This is a genomic window from Cellvibrio sp. OA-2007 (genome assembly GCF_000953825.1).
Classification (GTDB): domain Bacteria; phylum Pseudomonadota; class Gammaproteobacteria; order Pseudomonadales; family Cellvibrionaceae; genus Cellvibrio.
On record NZ_BBUL01000087.1, the window covers coordinates 1 to 18,731 of the forward strand.

At 43.9% G+C, this 18,731-nt stretch carries 14 protein-coding genes; 4 read left to right on the forward strand and 10 right to left on the reverse strand.

The genetic code is table 11. The features are described 5' to 3' along the window. Nucleotides 1-170: 170 nt before the first annotated feature. The 4 genes from AWU77_RS08695 to glgC form a co-directional block, all read right to left on the reverse strand. Nucleotides 171-533, reverse strand: a complete 363-nt coding sequence (locus AWU77_RS08695; protein ID WP_062061841.1) for a hypothetical protein — start codon at nucleotides 531-533, stop codon at nucleotides 171-173. A 58-nt stretch (nucleotides 534-591) separates the two neighbouring features. Then, nucleotides 592-2,106, reverse strand: coding sequence for a 4-alpha-glucanotransferase (malQ, locus tag AWU77_RS08700; protein WP_062061844.1), 1,515 nt, complete (start codon nucleotides 2,104-2,106; stop codon nucleotides 592-594). A 62-nt stretch (nucleotides 2,107-2,168) separates the two neighbouring features. Next, complete coding sequence (locus tag AWU77_RS08705; protein WP_062061847.1) at nucleotides 2,169-3,899, reverse strand: glycoside hydrolase family 57 protein; 1,731 nt, start codon at nucleotides 3,897-3,899, stop codon at nucleotides 2,169-2,171. Continuing rightward, nucleotides 3,892-5,157: a glucose-1-phosphate adenylyltransferase gene (gene glgC / locus AWU77_RS08710; RefSeq protein ID WP_062061850.1), complete on the reverse strand. Its 1,266-nt coding sequence runs from the start codon at nucleotides 5,155-5,157 to the stop codon at nucleotides 3,892-3,894. Before glgC ends, AWU77_RS08705 begins: the two co-directional genes overlap by 8 nt. A gap of 379 nt (nucleotides 5,158-5,536) precedes the next feature. On the opposite strand from glgC, the gene glgB reads away from it, so the two are divergent. Further along, nucleotides 5,537-7,744 (forward strand): 1,4-alpha-glucan branching protein GlgB, encoded by a 2,208-nt coding sequence (gene glgB / locus AWU77_RS08715; RefSeq protein WP_062061854.1) that lies wholly within the window; start codon nucleotides 5,537-5,539, stop codon nucleotides 7,742-7,744. A 23-nt stretch (nucleotides 7,745-7,767) separates the two neighbouring features. Further along, the gene (gene glgA / locus AWU77_RS08720; RefSeq protein WP_062061858.1) at nucleotides 7,768-9,216 is read left to right on the forward strand and encodes a glycogen synthase GlgA; all 1,449 of its coding nucleotides are present in this window, start codon (nucleotides 7,768-7,770) and stop codon (nucleotides 9,214-9,216) included. Between the two features lie 51 nt (nucleotides 9,217-9,267). Here glgA and AWU77_RS08725 read toward each other — a convergent pair whose 3' ends face one another. From AWU77_RS08725 to AWU77_RS08740, 4 genes are read right to left on the reverse strand one after another with little or no spacing between them, the layout of a single operon-like run. Beyond that, nucleotides 9,268-10,881, reverse strand: coding sequence for an ABC transporter ATP-binding protein (locus AWU77_RS08725; protein ID WP_062061861.1), 1,614 nt, complete (start codon nucleotides 10,879-10,881; stop codon nucleotides 9,268-9,270). A 3-nt stretch (nucleotides 10,882-10,884) separates the two neighbouring features. Then, a complete protein-coding gene (locus tag AWU77_RS08730) occupies nucleotides 10,885-11,775 on the reverse strand; it encodes an ABC transporter permease (protein ID WP_062061865.1) in 891 nt (296 codons plus the stop codon). Nucleotides 11,776-11,777: 2 nt separating this feature from the next. Further along, the gene (locus tag AWU77_RS08735) at nucleotides 11,778-12,713 is read right to left on the reverse strand and encodes an ABC transporter permease (RefSeq protein WP_062061868.1); all 936 of its coding nucleotides are present in this window, start codon (nucleotides 12,711-12,713) and stop codon (nucleotides 11,778-11,780) included. A gap of 7 nt (nucleotides 12,714-12,720) precedes the next feature. Further along, a complete protein-coding gene (locus AWU77_RS08740; protein ID WP_062061870.1) occupies nucleotides 12,721-14,340 on the reverse strand; it encodes a peptide ABC transporter substrate-binding protein in 1,620 nt (539 codons plus the stop codon). Nucleotides 14,341-14,643: 303 nt separating this feature from the next. Between AWU77_RS08740 and AWU77_RS08745 the strand changes: the two genes are divergently transcribed. Both AWU77_RS08745 and AWU77_RS08750 read left to right on the forward strand, forming a co-directional pair. Beyond that, nucleotides 14,644-15,261 carry a hypothetical protein gene (locus AWU77_RS08745; protein WP_062061873.1) on the forward strand — a complete coding sequence of 206 codons (618 nt, stop codon included), beginning with the start codon at nucleotides 14,644-14,646 and terminating at the stop codon, nucleotides 15,259-15,261. A 14-nt stretch (nucleotides 15,262-15,275) separates the two neighbouring features. After that, nucleotides 15,276-16,241: a GGDEF domain-containing protein gene (locus AWU77_RS08750; RefSeq protein WP_062061877.1), complete on the forward strand. Its 966-nt coding sequence runs from the start codon at nucleotides 15,276-15,278 to the stop codon at nucleotides 16,239-16,241. A gap of 55 nt (nucleotides 16,242-16,296) precedes the next feature. On the opposite strand, the gene AWU77_RS08755 is transcribed toward AWU77_RS08750, so the two are convergent. Both AWU77_RS08755 and AWU77_RS08760 read right to left on the reverse strand, forming a co-directional pair. Next, nucleotides 16,297-18,168, reverse strand: a complete 1,872-nt coding sequence (locus AWU77_RS08755) for a SurA N-terminal domain-containing protein (protein ID WP_084618219.1) — start codon at nucleotides 18,166-18,168, stop codon at nucleotides 16,297-16,299. Nucleotides 18,169-18,360: 192 nt separating this feature from the next. Further along, on the reverse strand, nucleotides 18,361-18,633 hold the full coding sequence (locus tag AWU77_RS08760) for an HU family DNA-binding protein (RefSeq protein WP_039914522.1): 273 nt from the start codon (nucleotides 18,631-18,633) through the stop codon (nucleotides 18,361-18,363). Between the last annotated feature and the right edge of the window lie 98 nt (nucleotides 18,634-18,731).

Here is an 18,731-nt window from a genome sequence, read left to right on the forward strand (position 1 = left end):
CTCGCCGCGAGCTAATCGCTATTATCGCGGCTTCGAATTCGCCTACGGCGCCCTGCGGGTAACATAATGGCCGGACTTAATTATGCGCAATTAGCATTGGAGCCTCTCCCAGCAAATCTCCTCCCTGGAATTCAACCAATCCGTTAAAAGAACACCTTTGTCACAATGACTCAAGCGCTGGCAACCATACCAAACAATTCACTTTCTTGTGGGGTTTCTGGTGATGCGCGCAGCAATTCCGTCAATTGATTGCCTGCATCTTCATCCAGTGTATCTAGCTCAACACCAAATCCATGATCTGTAGTGTGTATAACCATTGAATCAAAGCGATAACGCTGCAATTTTTGTGCACTGCGATATACCAATATTTCTATACCCAATTGCTGTAAGGGCTTTACGTCTACCAAATCCGACTCGATATATAAACCATAGCGAGTCCCATTTTTGATACGACCTATGGCTATGGGCACGTCGTAACGATAAATCAGAATTTTAATATCGGCTGTATAGCGTGCGCTGCATCTATGTTCCATAGCAGTTCCTACTTAAGGTTGAGTGATAATGTTCTATAAGGTTTGGCTTACAGCGCAGCTAGCGCAAACGGTTATAGGCTGCTAACAACTGCCGAATACGCTCAGCAAGTGTGGGTTCAACTTGATCCCACGAAAACGTCCACACCCAATTTTTATCCGTTGTACCGGGCATATTCATCCTGTGCCCTCCATCCAATTCCAGAAAGTCTTGCATGGGAATAATGGCCATGCGCCCTACCGATGCCAACGCCGCCTCAATTAATAACCACGGCATTTCATCGGCAGAATTGAAACAGTATTGTTTTACTTGTTGTCGATTCTCATCGGGCAGGCTTTCGTACCATCCGACCGTTGTATCGTTATCATGAGTACCGGTATAGATCACATCGCTACGGATGTGATTGTGTGGTAAATGCGGATTGTTGGTGTTGCCATCAAACGCAAATTGCAATACCAGCATGCCGGGCAATTCAAACTGGTTGCGTAGCGCCTCAACCTCATCAGTAATGACGCCGAGGTTCTCTGCTACCAACGGCAAACCTGGATAAGCAGCAAAACAGGCTTTCAAAAATGCTTCGCCAGGCGCTTTAACCCATTTACCTAGACGAGCATCATGACTATTTCCCGGGATCTCCCAATAGGCTTCAAAGCCGCGAAAGTGATCGATTCGAATAAGATCAAACAATTGCAGTTGCGTGCGCAAACGCGATAACCACCACTGAAAACCATCCGCCGCCATGACATCCCAGGCATAATGTGGGTTGCCCCAATGCTGACCAGTTTCAGAAAAGTAATCAGGCGGAACGCCTGCAACTGTCAGCGGATTGCCGTGTTCATCTAATTGGAAGTAATGTTGCTCTGCCCACACATCAGCACTGTCATGACCAACAAAGATGGGCATATCGCCAAACAAACTAATGCCCTGTTGATTAGCATAGGACTTCAGTGCTTGCCATTGCGTAAAAAAAGAAAATTGTTCAAATACTACAGTGTCAATTATCGCTTTAAGCTTTACGCGAATATTCGTTAATGCATTTTTATTGCGTTTACGCAGCTCAACTGGCCATGTATTCCAGGGCGAACCATTAAATTCAACGCGCAATGCACTGAACAGTGCAAAATCATCTAACCAATAATGTTGTTGTGAACAAAAATTCTCAAATTGTTGCCGGGTGCTAGCGCCCGCACTAGTTTCCAAGTACTGATAAAAAGAAATAGCGCACTGTTGACGTGCATAAGGTAAAGATGTCTCACCAACTAGTTGCACATTTTCAGCCGTTATCCAACCTTTTTCCAACAGCACGTCAAGGCTAATCAGGTCGGGATTCCCAGCATGTGCCGAAATAGATTGATACGGCGACATATCAGCTTGCGTCGGTCCGGTAGGCAGCATTTGCCAAATTGTCAGCCCTGCACGAGCGATAAGGTCTATAAAATAATAGGCGTCTTTTCCTAAAGTACCGAATGCTTTTTTGCTATTTTTTTTCCAGCAAGTTTCCGAGCAAGGCAGCGAAGTTGGATGCAACAAAACACCAGCTGTACGTCGTTGAAAAATTGGTGATTTATCTGCCATTAATGCCCTTCCCTTTCTATTGTTACGGAAAAATATTCTTTTTTACAAAATCGCAGGGGAGGTTAATTTGAGTGACCCTGTCGCATTACGCCGCCCGTTGCAGGATCACCTCCGCCAACACTAATCACCTCATGTAAATAGGCAGGTGGAGGCTGTTCGATCAATGAATATAAATTCATTAAATGACGGCGAAATAGGTATTCAAAATCACCAACGCTTTGGGCTGGATTGTAATCACCAAACCACCAGAACCAATCTGACCCCTCACAAAGCGCCAATTGTTTTTCAATTTGGGCTAATTGTGTTGCAGAGAAACTCTGTTTAGCCAACGCAAGATCAACCTGCTGTTTGGCATCGCAAAGCATATCCCAACCGCGATTTTTATCTTTGTCGCCAATCCAGGTAGAAAAACTGCCGTAAACCCAGCTGCCCGCTACCAAGTGTGGCAAAGCGACAGGCGTTGGCTGCTGTTGATCTAGTACTTCACTGTAGGTGGCAAGTTCAAGTTGTGGATGAGCTGTTAAGCGCTCATAGAGAGAGTGTAGAAAATGGTAGGCGTTTTCAGGAAAATACTCCCACGCATTTTCGCCATCCATGATCACGGAAATAACAGTATTTTTTGTATCATTACTAGCATTGGCGATATGCACCATGTGATTAAGCAAATCTCCAACTGCGTCGTCGGAATGCCATGTGGCGTATTTAAATCCAATTAAATCAGACAGGCCGTCATCGCGAAAAAATGTATTAATTTTCACCTTGGCAAATTCATAGGCACGATGCAGTGACTGATTGTCCTTATGGATCTGCTCTGCAACCGTTTTGTTTTCTGGCGCACGCAAACTGTTGTGCAACACAGAGTCTCCGGTTGCCGCCCAATCAAATTTTGCTTCATGCAACAGTTTTAAGGTTTCATCACTTAGTGATCCTTCTGATGCCCAACATCCGCGTGGCCGCATGCCAAAATATTGTTCAAAAGTTTTAAACCCTTCATGTAGATGCCACTTGGCGCGATTGCGCCCATCTGGATAAAAAGTAGCATTTGGCAAGCTGACATCTGGCATGGCTTCTTTGGCGCTATTTAAATCGATAAGCAATGGAATAATTGGATGTGCATAGGGGCTCATGCAGAGCTCAATTTGACCTGCTTCTGCAAGTTTGCGGTAGCGCGGCCCAATTGAAGCAACCAGTTCACCAATTATGCCAAGTAGTTCACGGCGATCTTCCAAGGAGAAGTTGCGCTCCTTTTTCTGCAGACGCTGAATTCGCTCATCGCTACGGCGTGGAATTTCCGCTAACCAGCTAATGTGATACCAGACGCCTAAATCAATCAAAAACTGTTCATTCAGATAGCGACTGATAAATGGTTTTTCATCAAAAGCACCCACAACCTTGGCAAGTTCATTGTAAGCAGGAAAACGTTCGATCATACGCTCGCGATTTGCGCGCAAGTATTTTTTGGCTAGATCAGAAAAAGCCATGGTGCCTGGTGCAGGTAACACAGGTTCAACTAATGATGCGAGTACGGCATCCTTAATCTTTTTACTTTGATCTTTTAAATGCGCAGCAATTTGCTGCGCATAATCGTCTAACTGCTCCAATAAAATCGGAGCGAAATTCACCACCGCTTTAGCAGCTGGCTGCGCCTCGATGTGCGCAGCCATATCAACATAATCTTTAATGGCGTGAAGATAAGTCCAAGGAAAATAATATTCTCCTGTCATAATGTCGCGATAATCGGGCTGATGCATATGCCAGAGAAAAACGACCTTCGTTTTGCCATTGTTAACCATTGATTTCATCCTGTCCTAGCATGTCGGGGGTAACTAGCACTACACCTTTGGGAGACACGTGAAAACGTTTTTTGTCTTCCTCTAAATCATAACCAATGATGGTGCCCTCGGGGATTTTACAGCGGCGATCAATAAGTGCTTTGCGAATTTTGCAGCGGCGCCCTACTTCAACAGTTGGGAATAAAACTGAATCTTCAATCTCACAATAGGAGTGCACGCGCACACGCGGAAATAGTAGCGAATGCTTAATAGCAGAGCCGGAAATAATGCAGCCACCAGCAATTAAAGAATCAACTGCATAACCACGACGGCCATCGTCATTAAAGACAAATTTTGCCGGCGCCACTTGTTCCTGATAAGTCCAAATTGGCCATTCGGCATCATATAAATCCAACTCAGGGGTGATTCCGGTTAATTCCAGATTTGCCTCCCAAAGTGAATCCACAGTGCCTACATCGCGCCAGTAAGCATCGCCGCCAGAAACTGGATCGCGGAAAGGAAATGCAGTGACACGATGAGACTTAATCATCGATGGGATAATGTCTTTACCAAAGTCGTGCGACGAATTTGGATTGTCACGATCTTTTAGTAGCTCGCGGAATAATACCTTGGTACTGAATACGTAAATGCCCATGGAGGCTAAGGCTTTATCGGGCTTGCCTGGCATAGCCTCAGGGTTTGCTGGTTTCTCAGTAAATTTTACGATGCGATAATCCTTATCCATATCCATCACACCGAATGCATGTGCAATTTCCAGCGGAACCTCAATGCAACCAACGGTGATATCTGCGCCGCGCTCAACATGTGCCGCGATCATGGTACCGTAGTCCATTTTGTATACATGATCACCAGCAAGAATTAGTACATACTCAGGATTGTGGCGACGAATAATATCGATGTTTTGTAAGACTGCATCTGCGGTTCCCGCATACCAAGACTCACTCAAACGTTGTTGCGCAGGCAATAATTCAACGAATTCGCCCAGCTCACCACCCAAAAATCCCCAGCCGCGCTGCACGTGCCTATCCAATGAGTGGGACTTGTATTGAGTTAATACGCTGATGCGACGAATGCCAGAGTTAACACAGTTGGAGAGCGGAAAGTCGATGATGCGAAATTTACCACCAAAATGTACGGCAGGTTTTGCACGCCAATCAGTTAGTTGATGTAGCCGGGAACCGCGCCCACCGGCAAGGATAACGGCTAATGTTTCTCGTGTAAGACGGCTAACAAAACGCCCGGATGTTGGTTTACTCATTACTACGCATTCCTTATAGCTATTGTGTCTGATTTATGAATTTTGTGTGAATGTTATGCTTGGAGTAAGAGCAATATCAGTGCCAATAAATTAATTGGTGCCTAACTCGATGCGCGCCACAAAATTTTTATCGTGCATTTATTGCGGCACTTAATGCTCGCTTTCAATGCAAAACAAAGTGTAGTCTCAAGTTTGGCATTGAACCTGCAAATATTTTTAATTGAAAACATTTTTTGCAAAAAAATGGTGCAACAAAAATAGTAGATACTCGCTAAGCTAGTAGAGCTTAGCGATATTACGTTTTTATGTAGCCCAAAAGTGGGCATTAACAAAAAAGTGAAAATTCACGCGCCAAAATAATCATTTAGGAATCGATTGAATGCTAACTGCGAAACAGGACAAACCCTTATCTCACGAGATGTTGCGCATAATAACTGCAACCCATCACGATCCTTTCGAAGTACTTGGACGCCACCCGCTTGGCGCTAAAGCAACCGCCACAGCCGATACGCTAGTGCGGGCATATCTGCCCGGCGCACGCACCGCAGCTGTCTTGACCAATGCACAACAGCAACCATTAAACCGTGTGGAGGGCACTGATTTTTTCGAATGGTTTGGGCTGGAAAAGGATCTGCCCATGCATTACCAGTTGCAGTGGAATGATCGCCACAATCAACTTCGCACCGAATTCGACCCCTACTCTTTTGCACCACAATTGGGCGATATCGATATGCACCTGTTCGCGGAAGGTCAACATTGGAACATCTACCAACATCTGGGAGCGCACCCTCGCACGGTCAACGGCGTTGACGGTGTGTTATTTGCTACCTGGGCACCTAATGCGGAACGCATTAGTGTTGTCGGCGACTTTAATGATTGGGATGGGCGCCACCACCCGTTGCGCGTCCGTGGTGGAAGCGGACTGTGGGAGGTATTTATCCCAGGTATCAAAGCTGGAGCCTTATATAAGTTTGAAATTCGCAATCGCGCAACTGGGGCGGTATTTCTTAAATCTGACCCTTATGGCCAAGCATTTGAATTGCGTCCGCTCACCGGGTCGATTGTTAAAGATCCATCCGCCTATGAATGGCAGGATGGCGATTGGATGAATAGGCGTGCAGAGTGGGACTGGCAATCATCGCCGCTATCGGTATACGAGATGCATCTCGGTTCCTGGCGGCGCGGTTGGGTTGGCGAATTTATGAATTATCGTGAACTTGCTCACCAAGTTGTCGATTATGTAAAACCGCTCGGATTCACTCACATCGAAATTATGCCAGTCAGCGAGCACCCTCTTGATGACTCATGGGGTTACCAAACAACCGGTTATTACGCCCCGACAAGCCGTTTTGGAACACCAGATGATTTCCGTTACTTTGTGGATTATCTTCATCGCCACAATATCGGGATTATTCTCGATTGGGTTCCCGCACATTTCCCTAAAGATGCACACGCCCTCGCCCGATTTGATGGCTCTGCGCTCTATGAACATGAAGATCCGCGCCTGGGTGAGCATCGCGATTGGGGCACTTTGATATACAACTATGGTCGCAATGAAGTGCGCAATTTTTTATTGGCTAACGCACTCTTTTGGTTAAAAGAATATCACCTCGATGGCTTACGTGTTGATGCAGTTGCCTCCATGTTGCATTTGGACTACTCCCGGGAGCCAGGCGAATGGATACCGAATATTCATGGCGGCAATGAAAACCTTGAAGCTATGACGTTTTTGCAAAAACTCAATGAAGTCTGCCATGGGCAACATCCTGGCGCGTTGGTAATTGCAGAAGAGTCAACTGCCTGGCCACAAGTCACTCGTCCCACTTGGGTTGGCGGCCTAGGATTTTCAATGAAGTGGAATATGGGCTGGATGCACGACACACTGGATTACATCAGTAAAGACCCAATTCACCGACAATATCATCACAATCAATTAACCTTTGGCATGATGTACGCGTTTACCGAAAATTTTATGCTGCCATTCTCACACGATGAAGTAGTACACGGCAAAGGTAGCATGATTAATAAAATGCCCGGTGATGATTGGCAAAAATTCGCCAACTTGCGTTTACTCTATACTTATTTATTTACCTACCCGGGCACCAAACTATTATTTATGGGCAGTGAATTTGCACAGTGGAGTGAATGGGCGCAAGCCCGCACACTCGAATGGAATTTATTAGACTACGCACCGCACCAGGGTATGCATGCATTGGTGAAAGATTTAAATCACTGTTATACCAGCATGCCATCACTTTATCAGCGCAATTTTCGCGGCGATGGATTTGAATGGATCGACTGCCATGACAGCACACAATCGATTGTGAGCTACATTCGCAAAAGTGATCAAGATTTTAGTATCGTCATACTAAATTTCACACCGGTCACGCGATCCAATTATCGGATAGGTGTACCTGTGGCGGGGGCTTATCAAGAGATATTAAATTCCGATTCAAGTTTTTATGGCGGCAGTAACTGGGGCAACGCTAATCCAATTTACGCACAACCCGTACCGTGGATGAACCATCAACAATCACTTGAAATAAATTTGCCTCCATTGGGTGCGCTGATTATTAAACTTGCTTAAATAAATACCCAGAAGGATCACTTATGCAGAAGATTTTATTTGCAACCAGTGAGGTTTATCCACTGATTAAAACCGGAGGTCTTGCCGATGTTGCGGCAAGCCTTCCGCGTGCGTTATTAAAATTGGGGCAAGAAGTAAAAATACTACTGCCCGCTTATACCAGTGTATTAGAAAAAGCAAAAAATGCTGGTGTTAAAGAAATTGCCCAATTAAACGTTGACGGGTATTCCATATCGTTAAAACAAACGCGTTTACCGGGAACCAAGCTCACTGTATGGTTGGTTGACGCACCGGAATTTTTTGATCGCGCCGGCAATCCCTACTGCGGCCCAGATGGTAATGACTGGCCCGATAATCACAAACGTTTTTATATATTTGCTAAAGTTGCAGAGCTCATTGCTTTGAATCAAGTAGGTTTGCATTGGACGCCCGATATAGTGCACTGCAATGACTGGCAAACAGGGCTGATTCCCGCGCTGCTTTCATTACACCCTCATCATCCTGCAACTGTATTTACCGTTCATAATCTTGCATATCGCGGCTTATTTTCCTATCAAGCGTTTGCGGAGTTAAATTTACCAGCCGTATTTTGGCATCATGAACGCTTGGAGTTTTATGGGCAGATGTCTTTTATGAAAGGGGGATTAGCATTTGCTGATTTCATCACTACAGTTAGCCCAAGTTATGCGCAAGAAATTCAACGACCGGAATTTGGCTGTGGTTTAGATGGGCTAATGCGCTACCGAAGTGATTCGCTAGCCGGCATTCTAAATGGCATTGACACAGATGAATGGAATCCAGGAAGCGACTCACACCTCAACTGTACTTACAATCGCCGCACGCTCGCCAATAAAGTAAAAAACAAACAGGCGCTACAAGAAGAGCTTGGACTTACCATCAGTGCCGACATTCCACTACTGGGCTTTATTGGGCGGCTGGTAGATCAAAAAGGAGTCGATTTAATTCTCTCACAAATGAAGGATTTATTGAGCCTAAACTGCCAATTAGTCATTTTAGGCAGTGGATTTCCGCACTATGAGCAAGCCTTAAAACATATTGCGGTGCAATACCCACTGAAGGTTGCGGTGACCTTGGGCTACAACGAATCTTTTGCACACCGTATTGAGGCGAGTAGCGATATTTTTCTGATGCCCTCCATTTTTGAGCCTTGCGGTTTGAATCAAATGTACAGTTTGCGCTACGGCACATTACCCGTTGTGCATGCAGTTGGAGGGTTGCGCGATACAGTTTTTGAAAGCATGGACGAAACCGATGCAGAAAAAAACAATGGTTTTGTGTTTGAAGAGGCGACTGCCGCCGCTTTATTTGCCGCAATTCAACGAGCCACCAATCTTTTCCATCAAAAAGACCAATGGAAAAAATTGCAATTAAACGCTATGAGCAAAGATTTTTCGTGGAATACTAGCGCTAAAGAATATCAAGCAATCTATACCAAAATCACTTCGCAATAGAAAAGGCAGCATAAGAATGAGTACCCTAACCCATTCTTATGCTTTCTTATTTCATAAGCAGGGAATGGCTGCCAATAGCTGCCGCGTATATTCATCTTGCGGTGCAGAAAACAGTTGCTCGGTCTCCCCTTCTTCAACTACCTTTCCTTGCTGCATAACAACCACACGATCACACAAATAACGCACAACAGACATGTCGTGTGAAATAAATAACATGGTCAAATTATGTTTCCGGGTTAACTCCAACAGTAAGCTTAGAATTTGCGCACGGATGGTTACATCTAATGCCGACACCGGCTCATCGGCCACAATTAGTTTTGGTTTTAACGCAATTGCACGCGCGATTGCGACACGCTGACGCTGCCCACCAGAAAACTCATGCGGATATTTCCGAATAAAACGTTGGTCTAATCCAACATCATCCATTAGCTCGTTGACCTTATCCAAGACTGTTGATTTATTAGCAAGCTCATGCACTAAGAGTGGTTCAGCCAGAGTATCAAATACCGTCATACGTGGATTTAATGACGCGTATGGATCTTGAAAAATCATCTGAATATCGCGGCGCATAAGATTGAGATTAGCAGCTGACAAATCCAGTAAGTTTTTTTCGTTAAACAAAATCTGCCCGGATTGCGCATCCACCAATCGAACAATGCTTCTTCCCAGCGTTGATTTACCCGAACCTGACTCACCCACCAATCCTAAAATTTCACCTCTTCGAATGGTAATGCTGACATCATCCACTCCTCGTGAAAACTGCTTCTTACGATTAAACAAAGAACCAGTATAAGATGCATAGCCCACCTGCAAATTTTTCACGTCGAGCAATGGTGACTCATTCGCTTTAGCTTCACTTGCAACCGGTTTGGCTGTAGTAAGAACTGCACTGAGTAGCTTTTTTGTATATTCCTGCGTTGGGTATTTAAATATAGCCTCGGTGGTTCCCTGCTCTATCAATTTGCCTTTTTCCATCACCAATATGTCATCGGCCATTTGCGCTGCAACGCCCAAATCATGAGTAATAAAAATTACTGCAAGATTATGGCTTTGTTGCAAGCCTTTGATCAGTGCGAGAATTTGCGCTTGGACAGTAACATCTAGCGCGGTAGTTGGCTCATCGGCAATCAGTATCTCTGGCTCAGCTAGCAACGCCATTGCGATCATAACGCGCTGGCGCATACCGCCAGAAAATTGATGGGGATATTCATCAATACGCATGGCAGCATCAAGAATGCCAACCTCAACTAGTGCTGCTATTGATTTTTGTCGCGCTTCTTTTTTACTAATTTTTTTATGTTGCAATAATGCCTCAATTAATTGATCGGCAATACGCATATAAGGATTCAAACAGGTCATTGGGTCTTGAAATATCATTGCTATCTTATGCCCGCGCACGTGACGCAAGTCAGCCTCAGACATTTGCAATAGATCTTTACCGTAAAACAGTGCTCGACCTGATTCTACTTTTCCTGGTGGAGAGGGAATTAATCCCATCAGCGCATAACAGGCAACCGATTTGCCTGAGCCTGACTCCCCCACAATACCCAATACTTTTCCGGGCGCAAGCGAAAAACTTAAATTTTCCACTGCAACGGTTTGGCCGTTGCGGGTGTTAAACAAAACACGCAAATTTTCTACCGTGAGTAATTTTTCGTTTGCCATGATTTAATCCTTGGATGCTCGTGGATCAAGTGCATCGCGCAAACCATCACCAAGAAAATTAAGAGAAAACAAGGTAATGGTTAACACCAAGCCGGGGAATATCAGAAGCCACGGGTATTCTTCCATGGTTTCCACACCATCAGAAATTAGCGACCCCCAGGAACTTGCTGGCGGCTGAACTCCCAAACCCAAAAAGCTTAAAAAGGATTCCAATAAAATAACGCTAGGGATGGTGAGTGTTGTGTAAACGATGACAGGGCCGAGCACATTAGGAATTAAATGCCGGGAAATAATTCGCCAAGGGGATAGTCCCATCGATATGGCGGCCTCAACGAACTCTTGCCGCTTAATTGTTAATACTTGCCCGCGAACAATGCGCGCCATAGTCAACCACTCTACCGCGCCGATAGCCAGGAACAGTAACAACAAGCTACTACCAAAAATAACACTGAGTAAAATGATAAAAATAGTAAAAGGCAAGGCATAGAGTGCATCAACAATTCGCATCATAATGGCATCTACCCGGCCGCCAACAAAGCCTGCAACAGAGCCCCATAAAACACCAATCGTCAGTGCAACTGCAGTTGCAATAAATCCCACCATCAATGATATGCGGCTGCCATACATGATACGTGTCAGTTGGTCGCGACCAAGAACATCTGTGCCGAGCCAGTGCGCAGCAGAAGGCGCAGAAGCACCTAAATCCAGATTTTGCTCTTCGTAAGAGTAAGGGGCGATCCAAGGTGTTAATAAAGAAACAACGATAATCAACAGCAGTATTAAGAGGCTTGCCATTGCCATTTTATTTTTACGCAACCGTGCAAATGCATCTTGAGTTAACGAGGTGCCTTTTTCCAATGGTTGTGATTGGGCAGATAATTCATTATTCAACATTATTAATTTCCACCCTGAAGTTCTTGCCGCAGTTTAGGGTTTAACCGCACCAGAATTATGTCGGCTAGCAGGTTAAAAATAATAATGAGCGCGGCAAAAAAAATGGTAAAACCCAAGATCATAGTGTAATCACGGTTAAATGCTGCCGTAACATAAAATCGCCCCAATCCAGGTATTTGAAAAATAGATTCCACCACAAAAGAGCCGGCTAACAACCCGGCAAGCGCAGGACCAAGAAACGAAATCACCGGAGTGACTCCGCCGCGAAGTGCATGCACAAAAACAATACGCAGAGTAGATAGACCTTTTGCTCGCGCAGTGCGAATGTAATCTTGCGACATAATTTCCAGCATGCCCCCCCTGCTGATGCGCGCAATATAAGCAGCATAAGCAAACCCCAAGGTAATGGATGGAAGAACTTTATCGCCAGGAATCTGCCCCCAACCTGCAACAGGAAACCATCCCAACCAAATACCAAAGACCAATAATAAAATAGGGCCCAAAACAAAGGTCGGCATACAAATTCCAATCATTGCTGCTGACATGGGCACATAGTCTTGCGCCGTATTAGGTTTTAAAGAAGCTAAAATTCCTGCAGAAAGCCCAATAACTAGAGCAAACACAATAGCGTAAAAAGAAAGCTCTAGCGTTGCGGGCAGCCCCGCAAGGAGCAAATCATTGACACTGTGCGCCGGATACTTAAAAGATGGGCCAAAATCTCCTTGCAGTAGATTACCCAAATAATTGACATACTGTTTCCATAAAGGATCATCTAGATGATATTGCTCATTCAACTTCTTCATCACTTCGGCAGATACGGCTCGATCCTTATCGAACGGTCCGCCGGGTGCTGCATGCACCATAAAAAATGTAGCGGTAATCACTATTAGTAAAACTGGAATCGCCTGAAGCAAGCGCTTAATAATATAAATCAGCATGCCGACCTCATTTTTTATTGGATTCTAAATAGATATATTTATACGGATGGTAATCCATAATATTCATGTAATAGCCTTTAACATCTCTAGATAACAAATTGTTAGTAGAATAATTGTAAATGGGAATAAACGGTGCCTCGTCTACTAATATCTGCTCCGCCTGCTGTAAGAGATCATAACGTTCATCTCTACTTTTGGCTGATGCAGCAGAACGAATTAGTTGGTCATAATGCACATTTGACCATCCAGTTCTATTATTCCCGCCATTTGTTATAAATATTTCCAGAAAGGTATTGGGGTCAACATAATCACCAACCCACGCCATGCGCGCAATTTGATAGTTAAGCAGTTTTTGGTTATCCAAAAACACTTTCCACTCTTGATTCTGTAGCGTTACATTTATATTGAGATTTTTTTTCCACATTTGCTGTACGGCTTGAGCGATTTTCTGATGATCCTCTGATGTGTTGTATATAAGCTCTATCGGTGGCATTCCCTCTCCATTTGGATAACCTGCGTCCGCCAACAGCTTGCGAGCCATTTCAATATCGTATGTCATTCTAGCTTTTGATGTGTAACCTAATACATCTGGAGGGGTAAGCGCATAGGCTGGCAGCTGCTGCCCTTTAGTAATGTTTTTGGCGATTGACTCCCGATCAACTGCATAGGCCAAGGCTTTGCGCACACGCGCATCATTTGTAGGAGGTTTAGTGACATTCAATATGTAAAAATAAGTGGCCAAGTAAGGAAAGGTAACGTATTCAGGATCATTCGCATTTTTGTATTTCTCAATTTTTGCAATGGGCATCCACTCTGTTTTATGCAACTGCCCTGCTTTAAACATGCGCTCTTCAGCCAGCAATTGTTCTACGGGATAGAAGCGCATTTCCTTTAACTTGACCATTTTTGCATCCCAATAATAGGGGTTTGGAGTCACAGAAAAAACTTTTCCGGGTGTCCACTCATGAATAACAAAAGGGCCATTGCCGACAAAGTTTTCGGGCTTTGTCCATGTTGAATCTCGCTCATCAACAGCAGCAAACTTTTTAATCGTGTTTATATGAACAGGAAACATGCTGTGGTGATCAAGCAGCTGAAGAAAATAGGGGGTGGGATTTTCCAGTTCAATTTGCAAGGAACTATCGTTCAACGCTTTAACGCCAACCTCGGAAAATTCTAATTCGTGCTTAAAAAATTTCTCAGCATTTTTTAAAACGAAAAGCGACTCCACATATTCATTCGCCAATGCAGGCATTAATGCCCTATGCCAGGACTGAACAAAATCATTGGCCGTTAACTTTTCCCCATTTGACCATTTGGCATTCTCTCGAATATGAAAGGTATAAATTAATCCATCATCGGAGATGGTCCAGTTATCAGCGACACCCGGCATCACTTCTAATGTTTTAGGATGTTTGGTTACCAACCCTTCAAATAAGGCCATCTGTATCCGATATTCTGGCATTCCTGTTGTTGTATGTGGGTCAACTCCCGAAACTTCAGCAGCATTACTGATGTGCATTATTTGCGCTTCAGTGCCAAGGTCAACCAACCGCTTGCGCTCATTGCAGCCCCAAAATGCAAGCAAGCAAAGCACAACAACAAAAAGCCTAACACTGTTTTTCATAACAAAAACACCCTATGAATAACGGAAAAATAATACTAATTAGGGCTGCCGCCAACTCAGATAGTAAGTCACCTTAAAGACAACACTACCGCACACTTTAGTATAGTTTGATATACCGAGAAATAACCTAAAAACCTTTATTTTTTAAATACTTAAGGAATTTTAATAATAGCCATCTTCACCTCAAAACGGGGCCTTTGCGCTTAACTATCCCAAGATAGATGATGTTTCCCTACAAATTTATAGATTGCTGCTAAGCTTGAGTTAAATACACCTCGAACTGACCATAACAAGATCTGAACTATGCGAGATTATTTGCTCACCGAAGATCAACGCGATTGTCTTCAGGAAATCACCAATGTTGCTATGGGGCAAGCTGGCTCCCATCTGGCTCGTCTGCTGGATGTTTTTGTGGTTTTATCTATCCCACATGTAAGCGTGCTCAATCCAACCGACATTGCTATGGCGCTACAGTCACTAAACCGTGAAAGCCGCAATGACATAGTGCACGGAGTATGCCAGGGGTTTATTGGCGGTGGAATTGCCGGTGAAGCCATGTTGATCTTTCATGAAACGGATTTTGATGACCTCGCAAAACTACTCAAATATGAGCGAGTAACCGATGAACAAGCTCAGTATGAGCTACTGATGGATACCGCTAATGTGTTGAACGGCGCATGCTTGAGGGGCTTGGCTGAGCAGCTGGACACCCATTTCAGCTTCGGCCCTCCCATGTTACTAGGCCAGCATTGCAACATCACCGACCTACTGCAAAATAATAATATGAAGTGGAAACAGGCGCTGGTTGTCGAGATCAACTACTCTATAGAAAACCACAAAATTAATTGTGATTTATTATTAGTAGTCGCAGAACACTCAATTTTCGGTCTGACTGAAAAACTTAACTACCTACTCGATTAAGTTGAACCATAGCGATGGCAATTAGCGAAGATCTGACTAAAATTTTTAATGATGTCCACTGGCAAATGGACATATTGCAACATATTGATGTTGGCCTTGTGGTGATGAGCCCAGACTACACTATTGAGGTATGGAATAGCTTTATGCAAAACCACAGCGGTAAAGCACCGGAAGATGTACTCAACAAAAGCATATTCGCTGTTTTCCCTGAGCTATCAGAACAATGGTTTAGGCATAAATCCCAATCTGTTTTTATTTTGCAGAATACCGCTTTTACAACATGGGAGCAGCGCCCCTATTTGTTTCGTTTTCCCCATTATCGCCCCATTACAGGCACCGCTGAATACATGTACCAAAACAGCACAATCATTCCTTTGGTTGATACCAAGGGGGAAGTCGGACATATTTGTCTGGTTATTTATGATGTAACAGATTCCGCAGTTAACAAAATTGCCCAGCAACAAGCTAATAAACAATTACAAAACCTTAGCCGCACTGATCATTTGACTGGGCTCTATAACCGCGGCTATTGGGAGCTTCGTCTAATTCAAGAGTTCAAGCGCTACGACCGCTATGAGCAGCCATCAAGTCTAATTATGCTTGATATAGATCACTTCAAAAAAATTAACGATAAATACGGTCACACTATCGGTGACGAGGCAATCAGAGGAGTCAGCCGCGCTATCAAAGAACAGGTGCGTGATTTAGATATTGCCGGCCGCTATGGCGGCGAAGAGTTTGGAATAGTGCTTACCAATACCAATGGCGATGGAGCTTGTGTTTTTGCAGAACGATTGCGTAGCGCTATTGAAAAATTAACGATATATACAGAGGGACATGAGATCAACTTTACTGTTAGCTTGGGCATAGCAGAGTTGACCGATAAAATTCACGACCATCGTAACTGGATTGAAAAAGCAGATCAGGCACTATACAAATCTAAAGAGGGAGGCAGAAACCAGTGCACGATGCTTCTTTAATTTAATATTTGCACCACAACAAAAAGGCTCCTTTACGGAGCCTTTTTGCTTTATATCATTCTTGAACTATGTCTGCTGCATCTTTTAAGAATTTTTGATAGCTGGAAAAATCATTCTTCCCATAGATGCTACTCAATTGATTGGTAATTGCTGTCTTTTGCTCAGGGGTTATTTTGTCCTGTCCGCCGAGGTTAACCGCCTCTACCGCAATGACAGCCAAGTCACCTGCTGCGGTCGCCACACTGCTCAACGATGGTGAGGTAGTTCCGGGCTTATTCATGGCGAATGCATGGCGCAGCACTTCTGAATCAATGTCAGCGCTATTGCGAGTAGCCGCACTCACCTCTTTAAACTCAACGCCCGCCGTCTCGCTTAATTCAGAAAAACTAGCGCCTGTTTTCAAGTCAGCAATTAATTTATTTGCTTGTTCCTCAAGCAACTTTTTAGCTTTTTGATCTTTTAACACATTAGTAATTTGTTCTTGAACATTTTCGAAAGATTTAACTTGACTAGGCTTATAATCAGTTTTCTTGAGCACAATTACGTTGCTTGAGTCGACCTCGATAACGTCACTGCTATTACCTTCTTTGAGTACTTCAGCAGAAAAAGCTGCTTCAACTACCTTCGCGTTCGCCATTAAGCCAACGCCTTTACTGCGCTCAAAAAGACCGGAATTTACCGCATTGAGCTCTAAAGTCTGCGCTACATCTTGCAAGCTTTCAGCGTTGTAAGATTCTTCACGCAAGTTTTCTAACTTGGCGACGAATAAATTCTCAGCTTCGGCGCGTTTTAATTGATCTTCTATACTAGCTTTTTGCTCTTCAAATGTTGGCGGCTCTGCTCCCTTCTCAGCAAGAAGTTTAATAAAATGTGTACCCGCGTCAGTTTTAACTGCTCCAGACACCTCACCCACTTTTAATGCAGCAAGTGCAGCTTCAAACTCAGCGGGAAACGCATCACCTTTTGTAAAACCAAGATCACCGCCTTGCTCTTTGCTACCTAAATCATCAGAGAGCTCCTTAGCTACGGATGCAAAATCTTCACCAGCCGCCAACTTATCCGAAATAATTTTAACCTTATCTTGATTATCGCCTTCTACCAGAATGTGCGCCGCCTGACGCTCAGGTGAAGCCACAAAAGAAGCTTGATTTTGCTCGAATTGTTTCCGCACTTGCTCTTCGGTAACGGAAATATTTTTCATTAAATCATTAACACTAAGGTTGATGTAATCTACTGCAATCTGCTCTTCACTTGTGAACATTTGCTGATTAGCATCGTAATAGGCCTTCACCTCAGACTCTTCGAGTTGAATGGATTCGCGTACTTTTGCTATCGGCAAAACAGCATATTTAAGATCACGCGACTGAAAGCTCAATGCAATCACATCATCTAATTGAGCTGGTGTAGTGAAAGCTGTTGCACTTACACCCGCCTGCAGCTGATTAATTACAATCTCATCGGATAAAATCTTTGTATAGGTACTGTGTGTATAACCCATGTTGCGCAACGCTTGCTGATAACGGTTATTATCAAATGCACCTACTTCATTTTTAAACTGGGGAGCACTTGCAATTTGCTCACTAAGATAGGCGTTACCAACTGCCATACCGGAGTTTTTTGCCGCTTGCGTTAACACCATGCGCTGTATCAAATTCTCAATCGCTGGCTTACGCAAATATTCATCAGATAGAAACTCTGCAGGAATCTGATCACCATAAGTATTCAGCATTTGCTGTTTTTGCAAACTAATTGTTCTAGCCACTTCCATTTCTGTAACCGTCTCTCCATTTACTTTGGCAGCTTGATTTGCCGAGGCATCCCAGTTAAATAGAGCCTCAACGCCAGTAAGGGCAAAAATGATCACCAAAAAGCCAATCAATATAAAAGAGATCACGCCTCTGGAATTGTCTCTGAGGTGTTGTAACATTTTGAACTCCTAGCAGGATAAAGATGCCTTGTGCAGATAAACCGCACAAACGGACAACTAGATACTTAATTATTCGATGTTTGATAAGGCGCTTGGCCTAGTTTATAAAAGACACGCAGTATTAAAAAAAAAGCGCACCTAGATGCGCCTTTAATGCTTCACAATTTCAGATATGTATCTGATAAGCACTTATTAATTAACAGCATCTTTCAATGCTTTGCCCGGCTTAAATCCAGGAACTTTAGCGGCAGCAATTTTGATCTCTGCACCAGTCTGAGGGTTGCGACCAGTACGAGCAGCTCTTTCTTTAACTGCAAATGTACCAAAACCCACAAGAACCACAGAGTCACCATTTTTAAGGGCACCAGTGATACTTTCAACGACTGCATCTAAGGCACGTCCGGCTGCAGCTTTAGGAATATCCGCAGATGCGGCAATGGCTTCAATCAGTTCAGTTTTGTTCACACTTAACCCCTTTTGATTATTTATTTCTAAAAACACAGTGCTAATTAATGTCGCTATTAATAAGCATTATCCGTGCAGCAAATGAATTGCGATTTATA

Coding starts and splice junctions, on each gene's coding strand:
- glgC (WP_062061850.1), bottom strand. CDS start 5,157: ATGAGTAAACCAACATCCGGGCGTTTTGTTAGCCGTCTTACACGAGAA.
- malQ (WP_062061844.1), bottom strand. CDS start 2,106: ATGGCAGATAAATCACCAATTTTTCAACGACGTACAGCTGGTGTTTTG.
- AWU77_RS08730 (WP_062061865.1), bottom strand. CDS start 11,775: ATGTTGAATAATGAATTATCTGCCCAATCACAACCATTGGAAAAAGGC.
- glgA (WP_062061858.1), top strand. CDS start 7,768: ATGCAGAAGATTTTATTTGCAACCAGTGAGGTTTATCCACTGATTAAA.
- AWU77_RS08750 (WP_062061877.1), top strand. CDS start 15,276: ATGGCAATTAGCGAAGATCTGACTAAAATTTTTAATGATGTCCACTGG.
- AWU77_RS08755 (WP_084618219.1), bottom strand. CDS start 18,168: ATGTTACAACACCTCAGAGACAATTCCAGAGGCGTGATCTCTTTTATA.
- AWU77_RS08705 (WP_062061847.1), bottom strand. CDS start 3,899: ATGGTTAACAATGGCAAAACGAAGGTCGTTTTTCTCTGGCATATGCAT.
- AWU77_RS08740 (WP_062061870.1), bottom strand. CDS start 14,340: ATGAAAAACAGTGTTAGGCTTTTTGTTGTTGTGCTTTGCTTGCTTGCA.
- AWU77_RS08695 (WP_062061841.1), bottom strand. CDS start 533: ATGGAACATAGATGCAGCGCACGCTATACAGCCGATATTAAAATTCTG.
- AWU77_RS08725 (WP_062061861.1), bottom strand. CDS start 10,881: ATGGCAAACGAAAAATTACTCACGGTAGAAAATTTGCGTGTTTTGTTT.
- glgB (WP_062061854.1), top strand. CDS start 5,537: ATGCTAACTGCGAAACAGGACAAACCCTTATCTCACGAGATGTTGCGC.
- AWU77_RS08745 (WP_062061873.1), top strand. CDS start 14,644: ATGCGAGATTATTTGCTCACCGAAGATCAACGCGATTGTCTTCAGGAA.
- AWU77_RS08735 (WP_062061868.1), bottom strand. CDS start 12,713: ATGCTGATTTATATTATTAAGCGCTTGCTTCAGGCGATTCCAGTTTTA.